At 66.5% G+C, this 23,208-nt stretch carries 22 protein-coding genes; 7 read left to right on the top strand and 15 right to left on the bottom strand.

The features are described 5' to 3' along the window. Positions 1-3 precede the first annotated feature (3 nt). The 4 genes from AC1DMA_RS28265 to AC1DMA_RS28280 are packed head-to-tail and all read left to right on the top strand — an operon-like array spanning position 4 to position 4,456. The gene (locus AC1DMA_RS28265; protein ID WP_478127824.1) at positions 4-825 is read left to right on the top strand and encodes an ATP-binding cassette domain-containing protein; all 822 of its coding nucleotides are present in this window, start codon (positions 4-6) and stop codon (positions 823-825) included. Continuing rightward, positions 822-2,081 carry a sugar ABC transporter permease gene (locus AC1DMA_RS28270; protein WP_478146213.1) on the top strand — a complete coding sequence of 420 codons (1,260 nt, stop codon included), beginning with the start codon at positions 822-824 and terminating at the stop codon, positions 2,079-2,081. The genes AC1DMA_RS28265 and AC1DMA_RS28270 overlap by 4 nt, the downstream gene beginning before the upstream one ends. Before the next feature lie 21 nt (positions 2,082-2,102). Then, on the top strand, positions 2,103-2,831 hold the full coding sequence (locus AC1DMA_RS28275) for an SDR family oxidoreductase (RefSeq protein WP_478146214.1): 729 nt from the start codon (positions 2,103-2,105) through the stop codon (positions 2,829-2,831). Further along, on the top strand, positions 2,831-4,456 hold the full coding sequence (locus AC1DMA_RS28280) for an FGGY-family carbohydrate kinase (RefSeq protein ID WP_478146215.1): 1,626 nt from the start codon (positions 2,831-2,833) through the stop codon (positions 4,454-4,456). Before AC1DMA_RS28275 ends, AC1DMA_RS28280 begins: the two co-directional genes overlap by 1 nt. Positions 4,457-4,478: 22 nt before the next feature. On the opposite strand, the gene AC1DMA_RS28285 is transcribed toward AC1DMA_RS28280, so the two are convergent. The 14 genes from AC1DMA_RS28285 to AC1DMA_RS28350 all read right to left on the bottom strand — a co-directional run bounded on the left by AC1DMA_RS28285 (position 4,479) and on the right by AC1DMA_RS28350 (position 20,866). Beyond that, the gene (locus tag AC1DMA_RS28285; RefSeq protein WP_478146216.1) at positions 4,479-5,909 is read right to left on the bottom strand and encodes an amidohydrolase family protein; all 1,431 of its coding nucleotides are present in this window, start codon (positions 5,907-5,909) and stop codon (positions 4,479-4,481) included. Position 5,910: 1 nt separating this feature from the next. After that, positions 5,911-7,014: a BMP family ABC transporter substrate-binding protein gene (locus AC1DMA_RS28290; protein WP_478146217.1), complete on the bottom strand. Its 1,104-nt coding sequence runs from the start codon at positions 7,012-7,014 to the stop codon at positions 5,911-5,913. Between the two features lie 42 nt (positions 7,015-7,056). Next, positions 7,057-7,989 (bottom strand): ABC transporter permease, encoded by a 933-nt coding sequence (locus tag AC1DMA_RS28295; RefSeq protein WP_478146218.1) that lies wholly within the window; start codon positions 7,987-7,989, stop codon positions 7,057-7,059. After that, on the bottom strand, positions 7,974-9,065 hold the full coding sequence (locus AC1DMA_RS28300; protein WP_478146219.1) for an ABC transporter permease: 1,092 nt from the start codon (positions 9,063-9,065) through the stop codon (positions 7,974-7,976). The genes AC1DMA_RS28295 and AC1DMA_RS28300 overlap by 16 nt, the downstream gene beginning before the upstream one ends. After that, positions 9,055-10,629 (bottom strand): ABC transporter ATP-binding protein, encoded by a 1,575-nt coding sequence (locus tag AC1DMA_RS28305; protein ID WP_478146220.1) that lies wholly within the window; start codon positions 10,627-10,629, stop codon positions 9,055-9,057. Before AC1DMA_RS28305 ends, AC1DMA_RS28300 begins: the two co-directional genes overlap by 11 nt. A gap of 1 nt (position 10,630) precedes the next feature. Then, on the bottom strand, positions 10,631-12,028 hold the full coding sequence (locus AC1DMA_RS28310) for a nucleobase:cation symporter-2 family protein (RefSeq protein WP_478146221.1): 1,398 nt from the start codon (positions 12,026-12,028) through the stop codon (positions 10,631-10,633). A gap of 101 nt (positions 12,029-12,129) precedes the next feature. After that, positions 12,130-13,557, bottom strand: a complete 1,428-nt coding sequence (locus AC1DMA_RS28315; protein ID WP_478146222.1) for a UbiD family decarboxylase — start codon at positions 13,555-13,557, stop codon at positions 12,130-12,132. Beyond that, the gene (locus AC1DMA_RS28320) at positions 13,554-14,471 is read right to left on the bottom strand and encodes an amidohydrolase family protein (protein ID WP_478127813.1); all 918 of its coding nucleotides are present in this window, start codon (positions 14,469-14,471) and stop codon (positions 13,554-13,556) included. Before AC1DMA_RS28320 ends, AC1DMA_RS28315 begins: the two co-directional genes overlap by 4 nt. 25 nt (positions 14,472-14,496) lie before the next feature. Further along, on the bottom strand, positions 14,497-15,432 hold the full coding sequence (locus AC1DMA_RS28325; RefSeq protein WP_478146223.1) for an amidohydrolase family protein: 936 nt from the start codon (positions 15,430-15,432) through the stop codon (positions 14,497-14,499). 47 nt (positions 15,433-15,479) lie between these two features. Then, complete coding sequence (locus tag AC1DMA_RS28330) at positions 15,480-16,607, bottom strand: CobW family GTP-binding protein (RefSeq protein ID WP_478146224.1); 1,128 nt, start codon at positions 16,605-16,607, stop codon at positions 15,480-15,482. Continuing rightward, entirely contained in the window at positions 16,604-18,922 is a 2,319-nt protein-coding gene (locus AC1DMA_RS28335; RefSeq protein WP_478146225.1) for a xanthine dehydrogenase family protein molybdopterin-binding subunit, read from the bottom strand. Before AC1DMA_RS28335 ends, AC1DMA_RS28330 begins: the two co-directional genes overlap by 4 nt. Continuing rightward, positions 18,919-19,392: a (2Fe-2S)-binding protein gene (locus AC1DMA_RS28340; RefSeq protein WP_478127809.1), complete on the bottom strand. Its 474-nt coding sequence runs from the start codon at positions 19,390-19,392 to the stop codon at positions 18,919-18,921. Before AC1DMA_RS28340 ends, AC1DMA_RS28335 begins: the two co-directional genes overlap by 4 nt. Next, on the bottom strand, positions 19,389-20,252 hold the full coding sequence (locus AC1DMA_RS28345; protein WP_478146250.1) for an FAD binding domain-containing protein: 864 nt from the start codon (positions 20,250-20,252) through the stop codon (positions 19,389-19,391). Before AC1DMA_RS28345 ends, AC1DMA_RS28340 begins: the two co-directional genes overlap by 4 nt. A gap of 2 nt (positions 20,253-20,254) precedes the next feature. Further along, the gene (locus AC1DMA_RS28350; RefSeq protein WP_478146226.1) at positions 20,255-20,866 is read right to left on the bottom strand and encodes a UbiX family flavin prenyltransferase; all 612 of its coding nucleotides are present in this window, start codon (positions 20,864-20,866) and stop codon (positions 20,255-20,257) included. Positions 20,867-20,918: 52 nt separating this feature from the next. On the opposite strand from AC1DMA_RS28350, the gene AC1DMA_RS28355 reads away from it, so the two are divergent. Together AC1DMA_RS28355 and AC1DMA_RS28360 are read left to right on the top strand one after the other, a co-directional pair. Next, positions 20,919-21,278, top strand: a complete 360-nt coding sequence (locus tag AC1DMA_RS28355) for a TIGR02444 family protein (RefSeq protein WP_478146227.1) — start codon at positions 20,919-20,921, stop codon at positions 21,276-21,278. A 157-nt stretch (positions 21,279-21,435) separates the two neighbouring features. After that, entirely contained in the window at positions 21,436-22,338 is a 903-nt protein-coding gene (locus AC1DMA_RS28360; protein ID WP_478146228.1) for a LysR family transcriptional regulator, read from the top strand. 14 nt (positions 22,339-22,352) lie between these two features. On the opposite strand, the gene AC1DMA_RS28365 is transcribed toward AC1DMA_RS28360, so the two are convergent. Continuing rightward, positions 22,353-22,781: a GntR family transcriptional regulator gene (locus AC1DMA_RS28365; protein WP_478146229.1), complete on the bottom strand. Its 429-nt coding sequence runs from the start codon at positions 22,779-22,781 to the stop codon at positions 22,353-22,355. A 147-nt stretch (positions 22,782-22,928) separates the two neighbouring features. Here AC1DMA_RS28365 and AC1DMA_RS28370 point away from each other — a divergent pair, with 147 nt between their 5' ends. Continuing rightward, complete coding sequence (locus tag AC1DMA_RS28370) at positions 22,929-23,207, top strand: tail fiber domain-containing protein (RefSeq protein ID WP_478146251.1); 279 nt, start codon at positions 22,929-22,931, stop codon at positions 23,205-23,207. Position 23,208 lies beyond the last annotated feature (1 nt).

Genomic DNA, 23,208 nt, shown 5'->3' on the forward strand with positions numbered 1-23,208 from the left:
GCAATGACTGATGCCAAGCGTCCCCGAAGCTCCCCAGGTGAACTGGTACTGAGCCTTCGCAACATCTCCAAGCGGTTCGGGGCAGTCTCCGCGCTGACGGACATCGACCTCGACGTACACGCCGGCGAAGTCGTCGCCCTGGTAGGCGACAACGGTGCGGGCAAGTCGACGCTCGTCAAGGTGCTGGCCGGCGTGCACCAGCCCACGGCTGGGACGATCACGTTCGGCGGCCGCGAGGTCACGCTGAACGATCCTGCCGCGGCACTCGACCTGGGCATTGCGACGGTGTTCCAGGACCTGGCGCTGTGCGAGAACCTCGACGTCGTGGCGAACATCTATCTGGGACGCGAGCTCCAGCCGTTTCGCCTCGACGAGGTGGCGATGGAGGTCAAGGCCTGGACGCTGCTGAACGAACTCTCCGCCCGCATCCCGGATGTGCGCGACGTGGTCGCATCGCTTTCCGGTGGCCAACGCCAGACGGTCGCCATCGCGCGCTCTCTCCTGCTCGATCCTCAGTTGATCATGCTCGACGAACCCACCGCCGCCCTCGGTGTCGCCCAGACCGCTGAAGTCCTGAACCTGATCGAGCGGGTGCGCGATCGGGGCCATGCGGTGATCATGATCAGCCACAACATGGAGGACGTTCGAGCCGTCGCTGATCGCATCGTCGTGCTGCGGCTGGGCCGCAACAACGGCGTCTTCTATCCCGACTCTTCCAACCAGGAGTTGGTGGCGGCCATCACCGGTGCGACGGAGAACTCGGTCTCGCGCCGTGCATCGCGCCGGCTGGAGCAGCCGCACGTGCAGAGCCAGGAGGCACCATGAGCACGAAAGAACAGGCCGCTGCACCGCCGCCCAAATTGCTCGACCGCAGCGACGTGCGGGTGAAGCACGCCGAAGGCTTCGCGGGCCAGGTCTCGGCGCTGATCGAGCGCATCCGCTCGGGGGATCTCGGCTCTCTGCCGGTCATCGTCGGGCTGATCCTCATCTGTGCTGTGTTCACCACCCTGAACCCGGTCTTCGTGTCCGCGGACAACCTCGTCAACCTGCTGTTCGATTGCTCGACGACGGGGGTGATCGCGCTGGGTATCGTCTGCGTGCTGATGGTCGGGCAGATCGACCTTTCCGTTGGCTCGATGAGCGGCTTCGCCTCGGCACTGGTCGGCGTGCTTTGGGTCAATCTGGAGTGGCCGCTGGCTGCGGCCATCGTTTGCGCGCTGGTCGTCGGAGGGCTCATTGGCGCGCTCTATGCGCTGCTGTTCAACCGGCTGGGCATGCCGAGCTTCGTCGCCACGCTGGCCGGCCTGCTCGCCATCCTGGGCTTGCAGCTTTATCTGCTCGGCAACAGCGGTTCCATCAACCTGCCCTATGGCTCGGCGATCGTCGACTTCGGCCAACTCGTCGTGATCCCGGCCATGGTCTCGCATGTGCTGGCGCTGTTGCCTGGCGTGATGATGTTGTGGATGGGCTTGCGCACGCGCGCGCGCCGGCAGGCCGCGAACCTTTCCGCGTCTTCGGTGAGCAGCCTGGCGGTACGCGCTATCGCCATCACCGTTCTGCTCGAGGCGGTCGTCGCCTACCTGAACCAGGGACGGGGCGTTCCGTTGATGTTCGGCCTCTTCGTCGCTCTCGCGGTGGCAATGGACTATGCGCTGCGACGCACTCGCTGGGGACGATCTATGACTGCGGTCGGCGGCAACCGCGAGGCTGCGCGAAGGGCCGGCATCAATGTACGCATGATCTTCACCAGCGCGTTCGTGCTGTGCGCCACTCTGGCAGCGCTCGGCGGTGTGCTGAGCGCCGCCCGCCTGGCCTCGGCAAGCCAGCAGGCAGGCACTGGCGACGTCAACCTCAACGCGATTGCCGCTGCCGTCATCGGCGGCACCAGCCTCTTCGGTGGCCGCGGCAGCGCCTATTCGGCCGTGCTCGGCATCATCGTGATCCAGTCGATTGCAAGCGGCCTGACCTTGCTCAACCTGTCGTCGTCGCTGCGATACATGATCACCGGCGCTGTGCTGGCGATCGCCGTCATCGTCGACTCGCTGGCGCGGCAGTCGCGTCTGTTGCACGGCAGGTCCTGACCCACTCCGGAGACTCGCACCATGACGGAATCCCTGAAGGGCCGCGTCGCGGCCATTACCGGCGCGGCGTCGGGCATCGGCCTCGAATGCGCGCGCGCGCTGATCGAAGCCGGGGCCAGGGTCGTGCTGATCGATCGCGACGGCGACAAGCTGGCGCAGGCATGCACGCAACTCGGCCCCGATGCGTTGGCGCTGCAGGTTGACCTGCTCCAGCCGCAGGAGAACTCGTCATTGCTGCCCCGGATCATCGCGCTCGCGGGCGGCCTTCACATCTTTCACGCCAATGCGGGCGCGTATGTCGGCGGCGATGTGGTCGAAGGCAATCCCGACGAGTGGGACCGGGTCATCAATCTGAATGTCAGTGCGGCGTTCCGTTCGGTGCATGCGGTGCTTCCGCACCTGGTCGCGCAAGGATCGGGCGACATCGTTTTCACCAGTTCGATCGCCGGCATCGTCCCCGTGGCGTGGGAGCCGATCTACACGGCATCCAAGTTCGCGGTGCAGGCCTTCGTCCACACGACTCGCCGGCAGCTTGCCAAGCACGGCGTGCGTGTCGGTGCGGTGGCGCCGGGGCCGGTCGTGACCGCTTTGCTCGACGATTGGCCCAAGGCCAAGATGGATGAAGCACTCGCCGCCGGCAGCCTGATGCAGCCGAAGGAAGTGGCCGATTGCGTCGTCTTCATGCTGACGAGGCCGCGCAACGTGACGATCCGCGACCTCGTGATTCTTCCGAACAGCGTGGATCTCTGATGGCCTCGACGACGACTGCGATGCAACGCGACCACGTCATCGGCGTCGACGTGGGCACCGGCAGCGCGCGCGCCGGTGTGTTCGACAGCGCGGGGCACATGATCGCTTCGGCCCAGCGCGACATCCACCTGTTCCATGCGCCGGGTTCCATCGTCGAACAGTCGAGCAACGAGATCTGGAACGCCGTGTGCGCATCGGTGCGCGAGGCGCTCGCAGTTTCGGGAATCGCGCCTGACCGGGTGGCCGGGGTCGGCTTCGACGCGACCTGCTCGCTGGTCGTCGTCGGCGAAGGCGGCCGGCCACTGCCGGTGGGGCCCAGTGAAGACCCCGAGCGCAACATCATCGTATGGATGGACCACCGCGCAGTGAAGCAGGCGGAGCGGATCAATGCCGGCGGCCATGACGTGCTGAAGTACGTCGGCGGGCGGATTTCACCCGAGATGGAAACGCCGAAGCTGCTGTGGTTGCTGGAGAACAAGCCCGAAGTCTTTGCGGACGCATCGCACTTCCTGGATCTCACGGATTTCCTCACGTGGCGGGCCACAGACGATCTCGCCCGCTCCACCTGCACGGTGACTTGCAAGTGGACTTACCTCGCACACGAGGACCGCTGGGACCCGGGCTATTTCCGCTCGATCGGCCTGGGCGTGCTGGCGGATGAAGGCTTCGAGCGCATCGGGCGCCACATCGTCGCGCCAGGGACTTCGCTCGGGAGCGGACTGACGCCGGTCGCTGCGGCCGAACTGGGACTGCGCGCGGGAACGGCCGTTGCCGCCGGCGTCATCGATGCGCATGCCGGCGGCATCGGCACGGTCGGCGTCGGCGGCGATCCCTTCGCTTCGTTGGCATATGTCTTTGGCACTTCGTCATGCACGATGACCAGCACCCGCGAGCCGGTCTTCGTGCCCGGTGTTTGGGGGCCCTATTTCTCGGCCATGGTGCCGCAGACGTGGCTCAACGAGGGCGGGCAGTCGGTCGCGGGCGCCGCCATCGAGCAACTGTTGTCGATGCATCCGCTGGCCCCCGAAGCGCGGCGCGAGGCTGAGGCTGCGGGGCAATCCTTGCCGACGCTGTTGGCGGGGCTCGCCGCGCAACATGCTCGCAGCCTGTCAGAGGTGGTCGGCCTCGCAGCCGGTCTGCACGTGGTGCCGGAGTTTCTCGGTAATCGCGCGCCGCTCGCGAATCCGCATGCGAGAGCCGTCATTGCCGGCCTTGGCATGGAGCGCGACATCGACAGCCTGGTCGCGCTCTACATCGCCGGCATCTGCGGCATCGCCTACGGACTGCGCCAGATCATCGAAGCCCAGGCCGCCGCCGGTGCGCCCGTCGAGCGCGTGATGATCAGCGGCGGCGCGGGCCGGCTCGATCTGGTGCGGCAATTGCTCGCCGACGCCACCGGCAAGCCCGTGATCGCCATCGAGGCGGAAGAGCCGGTCCTGCTCGGCGCTTCCATGCTGGGCAGCGTGGCGGGTGGCTTGTTCGGCGATATCGAGAGTGCGATGGCCGGCATGTCGAGGATCGGCAGGGTCTTCGAGCCTGAGCGCGGGACCATTGCCGAGACCCATCAGGCGCGTTTCAGCGCCTTCGAACAACTGCAGCGACTCGCCAGCAGCTTGCACGGATGAGGCTGCGTCAGCCCACCATTGCCTATCCGAACGATTCGACCAGAGCGCGCACTTCCTGCCGCGCCTGCGCTTGCAACTGCGCCAAGTCCAGCCCGGGAATGGCATCGTCCTCCGCGATCACATCGCCGGCGCACAGCAGCCAGCGCAAGCGCGGTCGGCCCCCGCTGACGATGGGGCCGATCGCGGGGTCGTGCAGTCCGAAGTAGCGAGGGTCGTCCAGGCTGTAGACGGCGAGGTCTGCCGCCTTGCCCGGTTGCAGTGCGCCCACGCCTTCGAAGCCCAGCACGCGTGCGCCGCCGCTGCTCGCCCAGTGCACGAGCTGCTCCACCGTCACTGCATCGGCGCCGGTTTCGCCCTCGCCTTCGGGGCGCGGCTTCGCTTGTGCACCAGCCTGCGCACGGTGTACCAGCCACGCGAAATGCAGTTCGCTGATCATGTCGGCCGCCTCGTTGGATGCAGCCCCATCCACGCCGATGGACACTGGCGAACCGAGCCGAGCCAATGCGGGAGCGGGTGCGATGCCATCGGCCAGGCGCGCGTTGCTCTGCGGGCAGTGCGCGATGCCGGTGCCGGTTTCGCCCAGCAGCCGCATCTCGCCCGGCGTGAGGTGCACCAGGTGCGCAAGCCATACGTCCGGTCCCAGCCATTCGTTCTCGGCGAGATATTCAATGGGCAGGCATCCGTGCACTTCGCGGCAGTATTCGTAGTACGCCACCGATTCGGACATGTGACTATGCAGCGGAATGCCCATCGCGCGAGCGGCCCGTGCAGCCACCTTCAGCTCTTCCTTGCGCAGTGAGACGTGCGCCGAGGTGGGCGCCATTGCCACACGCGTGCGTGCGACGGGGCCGCTCTGGTGGTAGCGCGCGACGGTGCGCTCCACGGCGGTGAGCATCTGGTCGAGCGTCTCCGGTTGCTGGTGCAGGCGTTCGCTGTCTTCGAGCTTGCGCGTGACGGTGCTGCCGCCGCGCAGCAGCATGAAGCGCAGCCCCAGGGCATCGGCCTCCTCGAACAGCAGCGCCGCCGCATCGTGCTCGGCGCCGGGCTGGAACAGATAGTGATGGTCGGCCACCGTCGTGCAGCCGGAGCGCAGCAGCTCGACCAAGCCAACGCGCGCGGCGACCCGCATGCGCTTCTCGTCGAAGCCGCGGCGCAGCGCGAAGGGCACGGCCTGCAGCCAGGGGCTGAGCGTCAGGTCGATGCCCGCCGGCACGCCCTTGAGCAGCGACTGGAACAGATGGTGGTGCGTGTTGACCCACCCCGGGTAGATCACGCAGTCAGTGGCGTCGAGCACCCGTTCTCCATCTTCTGGCGCAAGGCCGCGGCCCATCTCCGCGATCAAACCATTGGCAATGCGCAGGTCGGTCGCGCTGCTGCGCGCCGCGTCGCCGGGCATGCCTGTGAGCACTGCCTGCGCATGTCGAATCAGGACTCGCGATATTGTCGTTGGCATGCTAGGGCTTTGGCAGCAGGCCTTCAACGCCGCGCACCAGGTAGTTCATGTTGGCGAGATCGGCTTCGGAGATGGTCTGGCCCGCGGGCACGCGCACCTTGCCGTCCTGGTCGATCACCGGGCCGGCGAAGGGCTGCAGGCGCCCTTGCGCGATGTCCTCACCCATCTTCGTCACCTGCGCACGCACGTCGGGGGGGATGGCCGGGTTGAGCGGCGCGAGCTTGATCATTCCTTCGCGCATGCCGCCTTGCACGTTGCCAGCCTTCCAGCGGCCGGCCAGCACGTCCTCGACCACGTTGATGTAGTAGCTGCCCCAGGTCTGCACCACTGAAGTCAGGTTGGTCTTCGGACCGAACTTCGAAACGTCGGAGTAATAGCCCAGCGTGTAGACGCCCTTCTCCTCGCCGGTCGTGACGATGGACACGCCGGATGTTGCGTAAGCCACGACGTCGACGCCCAGCTTGATGAGTGCATTCGCTGCATCGCGTTCCTTGCCCGGGTCATACCAGGCATTGACCCAGATCAGGCGCACCTGCGCATTCGGGTTGACGCTGCGCATGCCCTGGGTGAAGGCGTTCACGCCCTGCAGCACCTCGGGGATGGGGAAAGCGCCAACATAGCCTACCGAACCGGACTTGCTCATGTGCCCGGCGATCACGCCTTCAAGGTAGCGGCCTTCGTAGTAGCGCGCGTTGTACACGCCCACGTTGGCCGCGGTCTTGTAGCCGGTGCCGTTCATGAAGATCACCTTGGGGGCCGTGCGCGCCACCTTCAGTGTGGGCTCCATGAAGCCGAACGAGGGTGTGAAGATGAGCTGGCAGCCGTCCTGCACGAAGTTGCGGATCACTCGTTCAGCGTCCGGTCCCTCGGCGATGTTCTCGACGTATTTGGTCGTGATCTTGTCGCCCATCGCGGCGACCAGTTCCTTGCGGGCGAGCTCATGCTGATAGGTCCAGCCGCTTTCGCCGATGGGATTCGAATAGAGAAAGCACACACGCAGCGGCTCGGCCGCAGCTACCGAACCGCTGAGTGCGGCCAGGATCCCGGCGCCGAGTGCGACTCGGCCGAGAGCGCGGCGCAGCCGCGGCAACATGAAAGCGTTCATCGTCATCTCCGTTGGGTTGTGGAAAGCAAGCGAAAGAAGCGCTCAGCGCTCGGGCCGGTAGGGCTGTCCGAGAGAGGCTGGCGAGTTGAGCCGGATGGTGGCCGGGTTGCGCGAGATCAGCACCAGCACCGCGATCGTGGCCAGATACGGCAGGGCCGTGAGCCACTGCGCAGGCACCTCCAGCGACATTCCGGAACCCTGCACGAAAAGCTGGGACACCAGCACGCCGCCGAACAGATAGGCCCCCAGCATCACGCGCCAAGGCCGCCATGTGGCGAACACCACCAGCGCCAGCGCGATCCAGCCGCGGCCAGCCACGATGCCCTCGGCCCATAGGGGCGTGTAGAACACCGACAGGAACGCACCGCCCAGTCCCGCCATGGCGCCGCCAAAGGCGACGGCTGCATAGCGGATCGCGATCACCGGATAGCCCACCGCGTGCGCGGCCGAAGGCGATTCGCCGACCGCGCGCAGCACGAGCCCCGGACGGCTGCGGTCGAGGAACCAGGCCACGCCGGCCACCAGTGCCCATGACACGTAGACCAGTGCGGGCTGATTGAACAGCGCCGGCCCCACGAGCGGCAGATCGGCCAGGCCCGGGACGCGCAACGGCGGCACCGCGTTCAGCGGCGCCGATTCGTAAGGCTTGCCCAGGAAGGCCGACAGGCCCACGCCGAAGATGGCGAGCGCGAGCCCCGAAGCGACCTGGTTGGCCTGCATCGTCAGGCTCAGGTAGCCGAACATCAGCGACATGACGCAACCCGCTGCCATTCCCACTGCCGCTGCGGTCCAGGGGCCGGACCCGCCGTGCGCCGCCGCGAAAGCCGCAACTGCGCCGACCGCCATCATGCCTTCGGCACCCAGGTTGAGCACGCCCGAGCGCTCGACGACGAGCTCGCCGACGGCCACGATGATGAGCGGCGTGCCCGCGACCAGCGTGGCCGCCACCACCGACGAAATCAGCGACGCATCCATACCCGCTCCTTCCATGCGCTGCGCTCCCAGCGCAGCCGATAGCCGATGAACAGCTCCGAAGCCAGGAGGAAGAACAGCAACATGCCCTGGAACACCTTCGAGATCGAAGAAGGCAGGTTCAACTGCTGCTGCGCCTGTTCTCCGCCCAGGAAGAGCAGCGCCATCAGCAGGCTCGCGAAGAAGATGCCTACCGGGTGCAGACGGCCAACGAAGGCGACGATGATCGCCGCGAAGCCGTAGCCGGCCGAGATCTGCGCCGTGAGCTGGCCCATGGGGCCGGCCACCTCGGTCATGCCGGCAACGCCCGCCAGGCCGCCGCCGATCAGCAGCCCCAGCCAGACGGCACGCCGGGCCGAGAAGCCCGCATAGCGCGCCGCATCGGCCGCCTGCCCGCCCACCTGCATCTGGAAGCCCTGGAAGCTGCGCTGCAGGAACACATAGCCGGCCGCAAGCATCACCAGCGCGAGCAGAAAGCCCGCGTGCAGGCGTGTGCCTTCGACGAGCACGGGCAGCAGGGCACTGTCTCCGAAGCTGCGCGTTTGCGGAAAGTTGTAGCCGTTCGGGTCCTTCCACGGCCCGTACACCAGCCATGAAGCCATCAGTTGCGCGACATAGACCAGCATCAGCGACACGAGGATCTCGTTGGTGCCCCACCGGTTGCGCAGCCATGCCGGAATGGCGGCCCACAGTGCGCCGCCCAGTGCGCCCGCCAGCACCATCACCGGAAGCGCCCACGGTGCGGCATGGTCGCCGACTTGGAGGCCCACGCCGGTGGCGAACAACGCGCCCACGATGAACTGGCCCTCGGCGCCGATGTTCCAGACGCCCGCACGAAATCCCGCCGCCAGGCCCAGGCCGATCAGCATCAGCGGCGTTGCCTTGAGCAACAGTTCGCTCCAGCCATACAAGTCGCCCAGCGGCGCGAGAAAGTAGACGCGCAGGCCGTGAAGCGGGTTCTGCCCCAATGCTGCGAACAGCGCCAGGCCGCCCGCCAGCGTGAGCAGCACCGCCAGCAGCGGTGAAAGCCATCGCATGAGGCGCGAGGACTCGGGACGCACTTCCAGCCTAGGCCACATGGCGCACCTCCTCTTCCGAGCCGTTCGTGGCACACGATGCTGCCGCTGCGGCGCTGCCTTCGGGCCACATGCCGCTCATCCACAGGCCGATGGTTTGCGCATCCGTTTGGTGGGTCGGCACGGCGGGCGAAAGACGGCCGTTGGCGATCACGGCGATGCGGTCGCACACCTCGAAAAGCTCCTCCAGTTCCTCCGATACCACCAGCACTGCGGCACCCGCGTCGCGCAGTGCCACGAGCTGCTGGCGGATGAAGGCCGCGGCGCCGACGTCCACGCCCCAGGTGGGCTGCGCCGCGACCAGCACCCGTGGCTGCTGCAGCAGTTCACGGCCGACGATGAACTTCTGCAGGTTGCCGCCCGAGAGGGAGTTGGCGGGCGCCTGCGCACCGGAGCACTTGACGTTGAAGCGATCGATGCAGCGCCGCGCGAACTCGCGTACTGCCTCGCGCCGGATCAGTCCATGGCGCAACAGCCCCTGCCGATGCGCCGTGAGCAGGAAGTTGTCGGCGAGGCTCATGCCCGGCACCGCGCCACGCCCCAGACGTTCCTCAGGCACGAAGCCCAGCCCGCGAGCCCGCCGCGCTGCGCTGCCCAGATGGCCCACGGGCTTTCCGACAAGGCACACCATGCATGACGAGCCAGTGGGCAACGGCGCTTCGCCGGAGATGGCGCGAAGCAACTCCTGCTGCCCGTTGCCCGAGACGCCCGCAATGCCGACGATCTCGCCCCCCTTCACATCGAGCGAGACTTCGTGCAGCGCGGTGCCGAAAGCGTGCGGCGCCGGCCGGCTGAGCCGCAGCGACAGGCGGACTTCGCCCACGGCAGTCGCTTGCCCGCGCTCGCAGCCGACGAGCTGCTTGCCGATCATCATCCTGGCCATCGAGGCCGGCGTCTCGCGCGAGGGCGTGCAGTGCCCCGTCACGCGGCCGCCGCGCAGCACCGTCGCGCTGTGGCAGAGCTCACGGACCTCATCGAGCTTGTGGCTGATGTAGAGGATGCTGCAGCCTTCGCCCGAAAGTTGACGCAGGGTCTCGAACAGCTTTCGCACCGCTTGCGGAGTCAACACCGAAGTGGGCTCGTCCATGATCAGGAGCCGCGGGTTCTGCAGCAGGCAGCGAACGATCTCCACCCGCTGGCGTTCACCGACAGACAACGTATGCACGAGGCGCCGCGGATCCACCGGCAAGCCGTAGCGACGGCCGACGGCATCGATGCGCGTCGCCAGGTCGTGAAGGTCGGGCCGACCCGGCAAGGCCAGCGCAACGTTCTGTACGACCGTGAGCGTCTCGAAGAGCTGGAAGTGCTGGAACACCATCCCGATGCCCAGGCTGCGCGCACGGCTCGGGCTCGCCACCTGCACTTCATCGCCGCGCCACCGAATGCTGCCGGAAGTCGGCGCGGTGACGCCATAGATGATCTTCATCAACGTGGACTTGCCCGCGCCGTTCTCGCCGAGCACCGCGTGAATCTCGCCGGGCTGCACCGAAAGATCGATGCCGTCGTTGGCGACCACCGGCCCGTAGACCTTGCGGATGCCGCAAAGCTGCAATTGCGGCGCGGCCATCTCAGACGGCCTCGCGCAGTTGCTGCTGCGGCTCGGCCTCGGCCGCACGATCGCGCCCGTTGAGCATCAGGTTCAGCAGCACTGCCGACAGCGTGCCCAGCAGGATGCCGTTCTGGCAGAACTTGGCGAGCAGATCGGGCAGTTGCGAGAAGAAGCGGTCGGCCAGCAGCGGGATCATGCCCAGGCCGAGGCTCAGCGCCACCACGTAGGCGTTCCTGCAGTTGCCGACGAAATCGACGTGACTGAGGATGCGAATGCCCGCGGCCGCCACCATGCCGAACATCACCAGCGCGGCGCCTCCAAGCACGTACTGCGGCACCGATGCGGCCACGAAAGCCAGTTTGGGCAGGCAACCGAGCACGATCAGCATGGCGCCGGCCGTCACGCACACCCAGCGGCTGCGAACACCGGTGACCTGCACCAGCCCCACGTTTTGCGCATAGGAGGTGTAGGTGAAGGTGTTGAAGATGCCGCCGACGATGGCGCCGACGCCGTCCGCACGCAGGCCGCGCGCGATGTCGTCTGCGTTCAGCGGCTTGCCGACCACCTCGCTCAGCGCCAGGAACTGGCCCACGCCCTCGATCATGATCACCAGCATCACCACGCACATGGTGATGGCGGTCATCGCGTCCAGTGTGGGCAACCCGAAGTGAAAAGGCGTGATCACGCGCACCCACTGCGCGTCCGCCATGCCGGCGAAGCTGACCCCACCCAGGGCCGCAGCGATGCAGAAGCCGACCCCGATGCCCACCAGTGCGGCGATGTTCGCCAGGAAGCCCCGACACCACGCCACGATGGCCAGGATGATCAACAGCACGAGCCCGGAGATGGCGATGTGCATCGGCACGCCGTACGCCGGGTTGGGCATGGGCCCCGACGGCCCGTTGATGGTCGGATTGCCGCCGGCCGCCCAGTTGATGCCCACGCGCATGAGCGAGATGCCGATGATCAGCACGACCGAACCGGTGACCACCGGCGGAAACCATCGCACCATGCGGCCGATGTAGGGTGCCACGAGCAGCGTGAAGACCCCCGCCACGATGACGGACCCGAACACCGCCCGCATGCCCAAATCAGGATTGGAGCCCGTGGCAATGATGGGCGCGATGGCGGTGAAGGTGACGCCCATCATCATCGGCAGGCGGATGCCGACCTTGCCGATTCCCATGCTCTGGATGATGGTGACGATGCCGCAGCAGAAGAGATCCGCTGCGATGAGAAAGGCAATGTCGTCCTTGGGCAGCTTGAGCGCGCCGCCGATGATCAGCGGCACCGCGATGGCGCCGGCATACATCACCAGCACATGCTGCAGGCCCAGCGCGGCCATCTTGTGCAGCGGGAGGATTTCGTCGACGGGATGCACCTGCGGCGCATCGATCGTATTCGTGGCGTTCGTCATGTCTTGTCTCCGTGTCTCTTTCGGTGCAATCCATCCGTGGCCGGCACGCGGGCGTCTGGCGCACCCGTCGAGCCGCACGGCCGAGCCGTTGTGCAGGCCGCTCAGGCGGCCCACGCTCCTGCGCTGTGCGCCAGCAGCGATTCGGCACGCGCCATGGCGGCCTCGTCGATGCGGGCGCGCACGCCGTCGAAGTCGGGGCCGCGCGTCGCGTCCAGCCCCATGCGCGATGTGGTGCCGACGCCCGAGGCGGAGGGGTCCAGCGCGCTGCCGGGCAGCCCGTCGACCACCACCACGTCGAGATGCGGCTGGAGGTGGGTGGCGATGGCCCACAGCACCTCTTCGTCGCGCGTGATGTCCACGTCCTCGTCCACTGCAACCACCGTCTTCAGGTACGGGTCCCAACCCAGCAGGCCCAGCATCACCTGCCGCGCCTCGCCCGGCCGGCTCTGGCGCAGCGCCACGTACGCGTGGAAGTGCGTGCCCGAGCTGGGGTAGTGCACCGCCGTCACGCCGGGAAAGCGCTCCTTGAGCTTTTCCACCATTTCCGATTCGCGCGGGATGCGCCCGAGGTTGAGGTGCTCGGCCGAGTTGCCGCCCACCACATCCAGCAGCCATGCGTTCTTGCGGCGCATGAGCGTCTGCACGCGCAGCAAGTTGTTGGTGGAACGATCGGACGAATAGCCGGTGAACTCGCCGAAAGGCCCCTCTTCGGCGTGCGCCTGCGGATCGATCTCGCCTTCCAGGACGAACTCCGCATGCGCAGGCACCGCGATGCCGTGGCGCGGCGTGCGCACGACCTCCAGCGGCGCACCGAAGAGGCCGCCGGCCACTTCCCGCTCGTCGACGCCGTAAGGCAGCCGCGCGGCGGCGGCGAGCATGAACAGCGGATGCGCGCCGATCACCATCGCGACGGGCAGCGGCTTGCCGCGCTCGGCGCTGGCCTGCAGCATGCGCCAGAGGTGACCGCGCGAATGCAGGCTGGTGGCGATCTCCTGCGGCGAATGCACCATCGATCGGTGGTAGCTCACATTGCCGATGCCGGCTTCGCGGTCTTCGGCAATCACCACCGCGTTGGTGATGTAGGCGCCCCGGTCTGTGGCGAAGTGCCGGATCGCCGGCACGCTCGCCAGGTCGAAGCCCCCGGTGTGCACCACTTCCGTCGCCGCGCCGGATTGCACCTCGCGCGGGGCCACCCTGCGGCGACTGCGCGCCTGGTACTCGGCGTGGATGCCGGCGGCAGGCACGCCGCCCAGCATGCGCCCTACCCGCTCGCGGGACGCGAAAAGGTTCGTCACGAGCGGTCCCTGAAAGCCTCTCAGGCCCTCCACCCGCTCGAACACCAGCGCCGGATGACGACCTCGCGCGGCCAGCGCCCAGACCGCAGCGGTAACGTCCTGATCGGCGCTTGCCGGCTCTTTCACCGTGAGCACGTCCTCCGCATACAACGCGCGATAGGCGTCGACGAAGCGATGCAGGTCCTGGCCGCTGCCGGCCAGATCCGCAGCGCGCGGATCGGGGCGGTGGTTCATTTCGCGGGCCGGCCGTAGGTGTCGAGCAGACGCAGCTTGGCTTCGTTGAGGCTGCGCGGCGGCGAGGTGGTCTCGATGCCCACCAGGCGGGCGATGTTGTTGCCGAGATAGTCCTCCAGCGTGTCCTCGTCGATGCCGATGCCATGGGGCGCGGGCCGGCAGAGCATCTCGAGTTCGCGCAACCACATGCCGGGTTCGTTGGGTGGGCTGTCGGTGCCGAACACCAGCTTGTGGCGCGGCAACTCCTTGGCGAACTCGGCGATGCGCGCCTGGAAGCACCAGCCCGATTCGACGTACACGTTGGGCGTGTCCATCGCCATCCAGAAGGTCTCGAACGAGTAGTTGCCGCCGGTCTGGATGCCGAAGTGCGCGATGACGAAGTTCACCATCGGGAACTCGCGGATGATCGGATAGAACATCGTCGGGATGGTGAAGGGGCCGTCGCCCGTGTGGATCAGCACCACGATGTTGTACTTGGCGCACACCTTCATGGCCGGGCGAAGCCACTCCAGGGCGCGATCGGGCCGGTAGCCATGCATGTTGGCGTGCAGCTTGATCATCTTGAAGCCGTATTCCTTGTGATGGAATTCGATCTCCGCCGCGCCGTTCTCGGGACCCCAACGCGGGTTGTACGTGAAGTTGCCGATGAAGCGGTCCGGGTACTTCTGCGTGAGCTCGGCGATGTAGGCCATGTAGTCGCGAATGCCTTCGCGCCCGCGGCGATTGCCGTCCCTGTAGCCGGTGTTGCCCGGCGGCGGCTGGATGAAGCCCATGTCGATGCGGCGCGGCTTGCCGTTGATCATGTAGGGGCCGTCCATGAGCTTGAGCATGCGCTCGCCGTTGAAGGGCGTGCCCGTGTGGCGCCAGGCCTCGTCGACGAGGTTGGTGGGGTGCAGGTGGGTGTCGATGATCATGTTGTCGTCTCCGGCTTCTCTTCTTTCAGTACAGGGCGATCACGGGCTGCGGATCGATCTTCCGGCCCAGGTGCTTGCAGGCCTCCTCGAAGCTGCGAGGCGCGGGTGTGGCCTCGAGGCCGACCATGCGGGCGATGTTGTTGCCCAGGTAGTCCTCGAGCGTTTCCTCGTCCAGGTTCAGGCCCTGCGGCGGGTTGGTGCAGAGCACCTCCAGCAGCCGCAGCCACATCCCGGGCTCGTTCGGCGGCGTGTCGGTGCCGAAGATGATCTTGTTCTTCGGCAGCACCTTGGCGAATTCGACGATGCGCGATTGCAGGCACCAGCCCGATTCGCAGAACACGTTGGGCAGTTCCATCGCCCACTGGAAGGGTTCGAAGCAATACACCCCGCCGGTCTGCACGCCGAAGTGCGCCATGATGAAGTTCACGCTCGGGAACTCCTTGATCATCGGCACCCATTCCGTGGGGATGCTGTAGGGGCCGTCGCCGGTGTGCAGCTTCACGGGCACGCCCAGTTCCGCGCACTTTTCGAATGCGGGCCGCACCCAGTCGAGCGCGCGGTCGGGCCGATAGGCGTGCATGTTGGCCTGCATCTGCACCATCTTGAAACCGTGCTCCTTGACGTAGCGCTCGATCGCCTCCACGCCATTCTTCACGCCACAGCGCGGGTTGTAGACGAAGCAGCCGATGAAGCGATCGGGGTGCTCCTGCACGCACTTGAGCGTGTAGGCCATGTAGTCGTCGATGGACTGCCGCCCTGACTTGTCGCCATCGGTCCAGGTGTAGATGGTGTTGCCCTGCGGCGGCTGGATGAAGGCCTTGTCGATGCGCCGCGGCTTGCCGTTGACCCAGTAGGGTCCGTCCATCGTCGCCAGCAGGCGATCGGCGGTGTAGGCCTCGCCGTCGTGCCACCAGGCCAGGTCGACCTGGTCGGTGGGGTAGCAGCTGATGTCGATGATCATGGGTGATGTCTCCTTGTCGAACGTTGCGAAGTTGCAGTTGAAGCGCTTCAGGCGGCTTCCAGCGCCTCTTGGAATGGGGATGCGGGTGGGGCGTCGTCGGTGCTCAGGCAGGCCTCGAGGCGCGCGCGCAGCTTCTGGTCCTGGAGATGCCGGCCGATGAAGACCAGCTTGCTGGCGGGCGTCTCGTCCCACCACGGCAGCGAAGGCTTGAGTTCCAGCAGACGGTGCACGCCCTGCAGCACGTGGCGACGCTCGTCGCCTTGCACATGCAGGATCCCCTTCACGCGGAAGATGTCGTCGCCGCGGATGGCGAGCAATTCGTGCAGGGAGCGCTGCAGGCGTTCGGCGTCGAACGGGCGGTCGAAGGTGAAGGAGACGGAACTGACCGATGGGTCGTGCGTGTGGGTGGGCGAATGCGGGAGATGGTCGTGCTCGCATTGCGCGTCGCAGACATGGACATCTCCATGGTGATGTCCATCGTCGTGCCCGTGCGCCTTTTCCATGAAGTGCGGATCGGTCATCGACAGCGCGTCCGACTCGAAGGACTGCAGCCCGAGGATCATCGACAGGTCCACATTGGCGTGGGCCGTGCGCAGGATCGGCGCGCTGCCGTTCAGCATGCGGATGCGTGCTTCCAGGGCATCCAGCTGTGCCGCATCGACGAGGTCTGTCTTGTTGAGCAGGATGCGGTCGGCCACCACCAATTGCGTGACCGCCTGGTTGTCATGATTGGCAAGCGCCGGGTCGTCCAGGTGCGGCTGCACGTGCAGCGCATCGACGAGCGCCACCACGCCGTCGAGCACCACCTTCTTCGCGACTTCGTTGTCCATGAAGAAGGTCGCGGCAACCGGCGTGGGATCGGCGAGGCCGCTGGTCTCGACCAGGATGTGGTCGAACTGATCCTTGCGTTCCAGCAGCTTCTGAAGGATCTTGACGAGGTCGTTGCGCACGTCGACGACGCAGCAAATGCAACCGTTGGCTACCTGGAAGATCTCTTCTTCCGAAGCCAGCACGAGGTCGGAGTCCACGTCGACTTCGCCGAACTCGTTCTCGATCACCGCGATGCGATGGCCGTGGCGCTCGGTCAAGATGTGGTTGAGCAGCGTGGTCTTGCCGGCTCCCAGAAAGCCCGTGAGGATGGTGACGGGCACCGGGCGTTGGACGGGGGTGGTCATGCGGACACTCCTTCTTCGGTTTGGATCTGCTGCTTCTCGCGCAGCGCCTGCAGCACCTGTTCGGGCTTGATGGGGTAATGGCGAAAGCGCACGCCGATGGCGTCGTAGATGGCATTGGCGATGGCCGGCCCGATGGCGACGATCGGGTCTTCGCCGACGCCCTTGGCACCGAACGGGCCGCCCGGGTCGGGCGCGGTTTCGAGGAGCACTGTCTCGATCGGCGGCATGTCCATCGACAGCGGCATCTTGTAGTCGACGAAGTTGGCGTTCAGCGAGCGGCCTGTCTTCATGTCGATCTGGTAGTCCTCGTACAGCGCATGGCCGATGCCCTGCTGGATTCCGCCCTCGATCTGCCCGGCCGCGCCCACCGGGTGGATGACCTTGCCGACCTCGTGCACAGGCACCACGCGGCGCACGCCAATGCGACCGGTCTCGGTGTCGACTTCCACCTCCACGAAATGCGCGGCGAAGGAATAGGACTTGGTCGGGTGGTAGGTGGCGCTGCCGACGAACTGGGCTGCGGGGATGCCTTTGCGGGGGCCCACGACGTCCTTGATGCTCATGCGGTGGTCAGGGTGGTTGCGAACGAACACGTGGTCCTCGCGCACCTCCAGCTCGTCGGCTGCCGATTCCGCCACTTGCATCAGCATGGCGGCACGCTCCAGAAGTTCGGCCTTCACCTTCGCAGCGGCCATCTGCGCGGCGCGTCCGCCCATGTAGGTCGTGTGGCTCGCGAAGGCGCCGATGTCCCATGGCACCACATCGGTGTCTCCATGAACGCAGCTCACGCGGTCGAAGGACACGCCCAGCTCTTCAGCGACGATCTGCGACAGGGCCGTGTGCGCGCCGGTCCCCAGGCCTGCCGTGCCCGTGAGCAGCACCACCGTGCCGTCCTCGTTCATCTTGACGATCGCGTTGCCCTGCTCCTTGATGCCGGGATAGGCACTGCTGCCATGCATTTCGCAGCCGATGCCCCAGCCCGTCTTGAGCACGCCCTTGTCGCGGGCATAGCGGCGCACTGCGGGCCAGCCCACGCGCTCGCGTCCGTGCCGAATGCAATCCTCCAGGCCGTGGCCGATCAGCGGGTGGTTGGACGGAGCGATGTCGCCCTCACCGACGGCGTTCTTCAGCTTCAGCTCGGCCGGGTCCATGCCCAGGGCTTCGGCTGCTTCATCCATCTGGATGTCCAGCGCGTAGTAGGCCTGTACCACGCCGTAGCCGCGAAACGCGCCGGCGATCGGGCTGTTGGTGTAGACGCAGCGGCCTTCGAGATGCACATTGGGGCAGCGATACAGCGACACCAGCGATGACGTGCCGACGATGGTGACACCGGGCCCATGCGAGCCATAGGCGCCGGAGTTGTAGACCAGGCGGGCCTGGCGTGCGGTGATCGTGCCGTCCTTGCGAAAGCCCTGCTTCAGCCAGATGCGCATCGGGTGGCGCGAACGACCGCCCAGGAAGGTCTCTTCGCGCGTGAACTCCATGCGCACCGGTCGGCGCGTCGCTTTCGCGAGCAGCGCGCAGAGAAACTCGTGCTGAAACAAGTCCTGCTTGGCGCCGAAGCCGCCGCCCATGTGATCCACCAGCACCCGCACCTTGGACAGCGGCAGGCCCAGCACCTCGGCCATGATGCCGCGCACCATGAAGGCGGTCTGCGTGGAGATCCACACGGTGAGGTTGCCGTTGCCGTCCCACTGGCAGGCGCAGACGTTCGGCTCCATGTAGGCCGGCGTCGGGCGGCCTCCCTCGTACTCGCCTTCGATCACGAAGTCGGCTTCGGCAAAACCTTGCGCCACGTCTCCGCGCTCGAACACCTGCGGCGCCAGCACCAGGTTGTGCCCGAAGCCGCGGTCGTGAATGGCGGGCGATTCGGGGCGCTGCGCCTCCTGCACATCGAACACCGCCGGCAATTCCTCGTACTCCACCTCGATCAGATCGAGCGCGGCCTCGGCGATCTCCTCGGTGGTCGCAGCCACTGCCGCCACGCCCTCTCCCCAGTAGCGAACGCGATCGTCCAGGATGTACTGGTCGCAGGTGACCGAAGCCGAACGCGGGTGGGGCGAGCCCGCATGCAGCACGCGCGGCACGTTCTCATGCGTGAGCACCGCCTTCACGCCCGGCAGCGCCAGCGCACGGCTCGCGTCGATGCGCACGATGCGCGCATGCGCCACATTGGAGCGCTTGATGCGCCCGTAAAGCATGCCGGGCCACGAGAAGTCGCCCGCATATTTGGCCTCGCCGGTCACCTTGCCCAGCAGATCGGTGCGCTTGACGCTGCGACCGACGACGCCATGCTCGACAGTGGGCTTGTTCATGACCGCACCCCCTGCGCCGTCTCGGCAATGGCCTGGATGATCTTGGTGTAGCCGGTGCAGCGGCAGATGTTGCCGGCGATCGCGAATCGGATCTCGTCGGTGGTGGGCGCCGGGTTCTCGTCCAGCAGCGCCTTGGCCGCCATGATGATTCCCGGCGTGCAGAAGCCGCATTGCGCCGCCCCGCAGCGCATGAAGTTCTCCTGCAGCGGGTGCAGTGTGTCGGCCGAGCACTGCACGCCTTCAATGGTGGTGAGCGTGGCGCCCTGCGCCTCCAGTGCCAGCACCAGGCAGGAGTTGACCGGCTTGCCGTTCATCACGACGGTGCAGGAGCCGCACTCGCCGACGTCGCAGCCCTTCTTGGTGCCGGTCAAACCCGTCTCGCAACGCAGCGCGTCCAGCAGGCTGCGGTTCGGCTCGACCGCAATCTCGCGCTCCTCGCCATTGACGGTGAATGTCACGATGCTTTTCATGCGAGCTCCTCGACGGCTTGTTCGATTGCGCGGCGGCTGAGCACGCGCACCATCTCGCGCCGGTAATCGGCACTGCCGCGCACGTCCCCGATGGGGCGTGCCTCCTCGCCGGCGGCCTGCGCGGCGGCGGCGATCCGTTCGGTGGTCAGCGGCTGGCCGCGCAGCAGCGCCTCGGCGCGAACCGCTCGCAGCGGCGTGGGTGCCACAGCGGCCAACACGATCGCGATGCCAGTGCAGGTGGCGTCCTGCAGGGTCAGGGTTACCGCGACACCCACGGTGGCCAGTTCCATCTGCGCGCGCCGGCCGTGTTTGATGTAGACCTTGCCGGTGCCCGGCAGTGGAGCGGGAATGAGGATGTGCGTCACGATCTCGCCTGCTCCGAGCGCGGTACGGCCGGGGCCGATGCAGAAGTCCTCGACGCGGCATTCGCGCCTGCCTGCAGGACCTTCAATGCGCAGCATGGCGCCGTCCGCAATCAGCGGCGGCAGCGTGTCCGCCGACGGCGAGGCGCGGCACACGTTGCCCACAACCGTGGCCCGGTTGCGCACCTGGATGGATGCAAAGTCGGTGCTGGCCTTTGCGAGGCTGGCGTAGTGCTGCAGCGTGACGGGCGCGGTCTCGACCTGGCGCACCGTGACCAGCGCGCCCAGCGTCAATCCCGACTTCGGATCGAATCCGAAGTCGTCCATGCCCGGGATCTTCTTGATGTTGATGACGCGCGCTGGCGAGCGCACGTGCTCCTTCATCTGCACCATCAGGTCGGTGCCACCCGCCATCAGGCTCGCCTGGCCGCCGCCCGCATGCAACAGGCCCATGGCCTCATGCAGCGTGGCCGGCTCCGCATAGTCGAAGTACTTCATGGTCAAGAGGAGGTTGAATTTGCTTCGTCGAAGGAACGCCCCGAAGCGGGCCCCGTCCAGCGCCTGACTGCGCCGACGTCGATGTCGAACAGGTCGAGCACGCGGCCCAGCGTGTGGTCCACCATCTGCTCGAGGTCGCGCGGTTGCGCGTAGAAGGCCGGCACCGGCGGCGCGACGATGGCGCCCATCTCGGTGACCGTCGTCATGTTTCGCAGGTGCACCAGCGTGAGCGGCGTCTCGCGCGCCAGCAGCACCAGGCGGCGGCGCTCCTTGAGCATCACGTCGGCCGCGCGGGCGACCAGCGTGCCGCCGGTGCCCGAGGCGATCTCGGCCAGCGTTTTCATCGAGCATGGCGCCACGATCATGCCCAGCGTGCGGTAGGACCCGCTGGCCACGCAGGCGCCGATGTCTTCGTTCTTGTGCACCTTGTCGGCCAGTGCGGTGACGTCCGAGAGATGCAGTTGGGTCTCGCACGCCATCGTGAGTTGTGCTGCGCGGCTGACGATCAGGTGCACCTCGATGTCCAGCGGCTGCAGCAGTTGCAGCAAGCGGTGGCCGTAGACGAATCCCGATGCGCCCGTGATGGCGACGATGAGTCGGCGTGGCGTGGTCATGGCGGATGCCCGGCTGTTCATGCGGTCAGGCTGCCGCATACTCGCGAGCGCCATGATCCATGACGACGCCTGGGATTACATCGTCCGCGCCTACGCCCAGCCCGGTGCGGCGCGGGAGCTGCTGCGGCGCCAGGACGAGGAAGGTCTGGACGTGGTGCTGCACCTCTTCTGCTGCTGGGCCGCCGACCGGGGCCAAGCGTTGGATGAGCCCGCATTGCGCGAAGCGGAGGCCCTGGTGCGCACATGGCGTGAGCAAATCGTGCAGCCGCTGCGCGCGCTGCACCGGGCGATGAAGTCCGTGAAAGCCGATGCGGATCGCCGGGACGCCGTCAGGGCGCAGGTGCAGGCGGCGGAGTTGGCGGCGGAGCGGGCACAGCTTGAGTTGCTGTGCGACTGGCTGGCTGCGCAGTGACGCCTGGCGAGACTTGGACATCGTGGGCTCCTGAGAACGCGGAACACCAACCCGGCGAAGCCTTTTCCGCCACGGGCATGCGACGCATAGTGGCAGGCCCAAATCATTTGATAAATGGCCGAATCCTTATATATTCATTGAACTACTCCATGAATCCATGAACGTCACCCTGCGCCAGTTGCGCGCCTTCATCGCGGTTGCCGAGGCGCAGCATTTCACCCGCGCGGGGGACGCGCTCAATCTCACGCAATCCACGGTGAGCACGCTCGTGCGTGAGCTCGAAGCCAACCTGGAGTTGCGCCTGTTCGATCGGCACACGCGGATGCTGCGCCTCACCGATGCCGGCGCCGAGATCCTTCCGCTCGCACGCAAGGCCGTGGCCGACCTCGACAGCGTGATCGGCAGTTCCGCACAACTCAAGACGCTGGGGCGCGGGCGCGTCTCGCTGGCGGTTTCATCGGTGCAGGCGGCACTGGTCATGCCGCGCCTGATCCGGGAGTTCTGCGATCGCAATCCTGGCGTGCGGGTCGTGATGCACGACGTGGTGCAGGAAGAAGTGCTCAACATGGTCCGCGCTGGTGATGTGGATTTCGGCCTGGGCACTGCGTTCGGTGCGCGCCATGACCTGGGCATGCGCCTGCTGTGGTCGGAGACCTTCCACGCCATCCTCCCGACGGACCATCCACTGGCGCGCGCCGAGGAAATCACCTGGAAAGAGCTGCGCAGCGTGCCGCTGATCGGTCCGCGTCCCGGCAACCCGGTGCGCGAGCAGATGGACTTTGCGCTGGCACGCGACGGCGTGTCCCTGCCCTTCACCTATGAAGTCTCGCTGCCCATGACCATCCTCGGAATGGTCGAAGGCGGGCTGGGCGTGGGCGTGCTCACCACCTCGATGCGGCGCGTGGTCGATGCGCTGGGTCTCACCATGCGCCCGATCGTGCGGCCTGTGGTCAAACGTGAAGTGGTGCTGGTCTTCCATGCCGACCGTTCGCTGTCCCCGGCAGCGCAGAAGTTCCGCGACCTGTTGATGGAGCGCCGCAGCGAGCTGGGGCACGGCTGATCAACCGGTGAGTGCTAGATCGCGGCGGCCGTGCCCTGTTCAAAGATGCTGGCAGTGCGGCGGTAATGTGCCGCGAGCAATTTTTTGGCTTCCTCCTCGCGACCCCCCAGAACCGCATCGAAGATCGCCCGGTGCTCGTCCAGTTCGTTGCGCCGCTTGTAGGCCGTGCGCGCGGCCAACTGGCGGAAGCGGTAGGCGCGGTCATAGAGCTGCTCGCAAAAGTTCAGGAGCAACTCGGAGCCGCAGCCTGAAAGCAGTACGCGATGAAAGTCCCGATGCAGCCTTTCCCACTCAGGGTTTTCTTCGTAGGACTCGGGCGTTGCGGACCGGGGTGTTCGGGACAGCCGGTGAAACGCGAGCAACATTTGCTCCTCCCAAGCCGGCGTGCGGCGCTTGCATGCTTGGTCGATCGCGAGTGACTCAATAGCGATGCGCGTGTTCACGAGATCATCCAGCTCCGCCTGACCATGAAACCGCGCTGGTCGTTGTGAACCACCCATTCTTCGCTCGCAAGGCGAGCGCCTCACGCAGCGGGCTCGCGCCAAGTTGGTAGCGTCGATGCAGGCTGGACAACCTTCTCGGATTGGCGCCTGAAGGAAAACATCACGCCCATCGAAAACGCGATGCAGCGGCTTCGGCTGATCACTGGCTGCACGCTCGACCGCATCAACCTCAAGAACTATGACGGCACGCCAGTGCATCAGGCAAGGGTGATCGCGCAGGACGTGCGCGCGGCGCTGCCCGAAGCGACGTCCCAAGACTCCGACGAGCAGCACCTGCTCTCGGTCGAGCCGCTCGGGCTCATCGCGCTCCTGACCAAGGCCGTGAAGGAACTGGACAGCCGCATCGCTCAACTCGAACTCGCATAGG

It is taken from the genome of Variovorax sp. 05N34 (genome assembly GCF_056397405.1).

What these genes read in the sequence shown, in the direction of transcription:
- AC1DMA_RS28335 (WP_478146225.1), bottom strand. Translation starts at nt 18,922, where the DNA reads ATGAACAAGCCCACTGTCGAGCATGGCGTCGTCGGTCGCAGCGTCAAG.
- AC1DMA_RS28265 (WP_478127824.1), top strand. Translation starts at nt 4, where the DNA reads ATGACTGATGCCAAGCGTCCCCGAAGCTCCCCAGGTGAACTGGTACTG.
- AC1DMA_RS28315 (WP_478146222.1), bottom strand. Translation starts at nt 13,557, where the DNA reads ATGAACCACCGCCCCGATCCGCGCGCTGCGGATCTGGCCGGCAGCGGC.
- AC1DMA_RS28285 (WP_478146216.1), bottom strand. Translation starts at nt 5,909, where the DNA reads ATGCCAACGACAATATCGCGAGTCCTGATTCGACATGCGCAGGCAGTG.
- AC1DMA_RS28310 (WP_478146221.1), bottom strand. Translation starts at nt 12,028, where the DNA reads ATGACGAACGCCACGAATACGATCGATGCGCCGCAGGTGCATCCCGTC.
- AC1DMA_RS28325 (WP_478146223.1), bottom strand. Translation starts at nt 15,432, where the DNA reads ATGATCATCGACATCAGCTGCTACCCCACCGACCAGGTCGACCTGGCC.
- AC1DMA_RS28275 (WP_478146214.1), top strand. Translation starts at nt 2,103, where the DNA reads ATGACGGAATCCCTGAAGGGCCGCGTCGCGGCCATTACCGGCGCGGCG.
- AC1DMA_RS28330 (WP_478146224.1), bottom strand. Translation starts at nt 16,607, where the DNA reads ATGACCACCCCCGTCCAACGCCCGGTGCCCGTCACCATCCTCACGGGC.
- AC1DMA_RS28270 (WP_478146213.1), top strand. Translation starts at nt 822, where the DNA reads ATGAGCACGAAAGAACAGGCCGCTGCACCGCCGCCCAAATTGCTCGAC.
- AC1DMA_RS28295 (WP_478146218.1), bottom strand. Translation starts at nt 7,989, where the DNA reads ATGGATGCGTCGCTGATTTCGTCGGTGGTGGCGGCCACGCTGGTCGCG.
- AC1DMA_RS28345 (WP_478146250.1), bottom strand. Translation starts at nt 20,252, where the DNA reads ATGAAGTACTTCGACTATGCGGAGCCGGCCACGCTGCATGAGGCCATG.
- AC1DMA_RS28360 (WP_478146228.1), top strand. Translation starts at nt 21,436, where the DNA reads ATGAACGTCACCCTGCGCCAGTTGCGCGCCTTCATCGCGGTTGCCGAG.
- AC1DMA_RS28340 (WP_478127809.1), bottom strand. Translation starts at nt 19,392, where the DNA reads ATGAAAAGCATCGTGACATTCACCGTCAATGGCGAGGAGCGCGAGATT.
- AC1DMA_RS28305 (WP_478146220.1), bottom strand. Translation starts at nt 10,629, where the DNA reads ATGGCCGCGCCGCAATTGCAGCTTTGCGGCATCCGCAAGGTCTACGGG.
- AC1DMA_RS28280 (WP_478146215.1), top strand. Translation starts at nt 2,831, where the DNA reads ATGGCCTCGACGACGACTGCGATGCAACGCGACCACGTCATCGGCGTC.
- AC1DMA_RS28355 (WP_478146227.1), top strand. Translation starts at nt 20,919, where the DNA reads ATGATCCATGACGACGCCTGGGATTACATCGTCCGCGCCTACGCCCAG.
- AC1DMA_RS28350 (WP_478146226.1), bottom strand. Translation starts at nt 20,866, where the DNA reads ATGACCACGCCACGCCGACTCATCGTCGCCATCACGGGCGCATCGGGA.
- AC1DMA_RS28290 (WP_478146217.1), bottom strand. Translation starts at nt 7,014, where the DNA reads ATGAACGCTTTCATGTTGCCGCGGCTGCGCCGCGCTCTCGGCCGAGTC.
- AC1DMA_RS28320 (WP_478127813.1), bottom strand. Translation starts at nt 14,471, where the DNA reads ATGATCATCGACACCCACCTGCACCCCACCAACCTCGTCGACGAGGCC.
- AC1DMA_RS28300 (WP_478146219.1), bottom strand. Translation starts at nt 9,065, where the DNA reads ATGTGGCCTAGGCTGGAAGTGCGTCCCGAGTCCTCGCGCCTCATGCGA.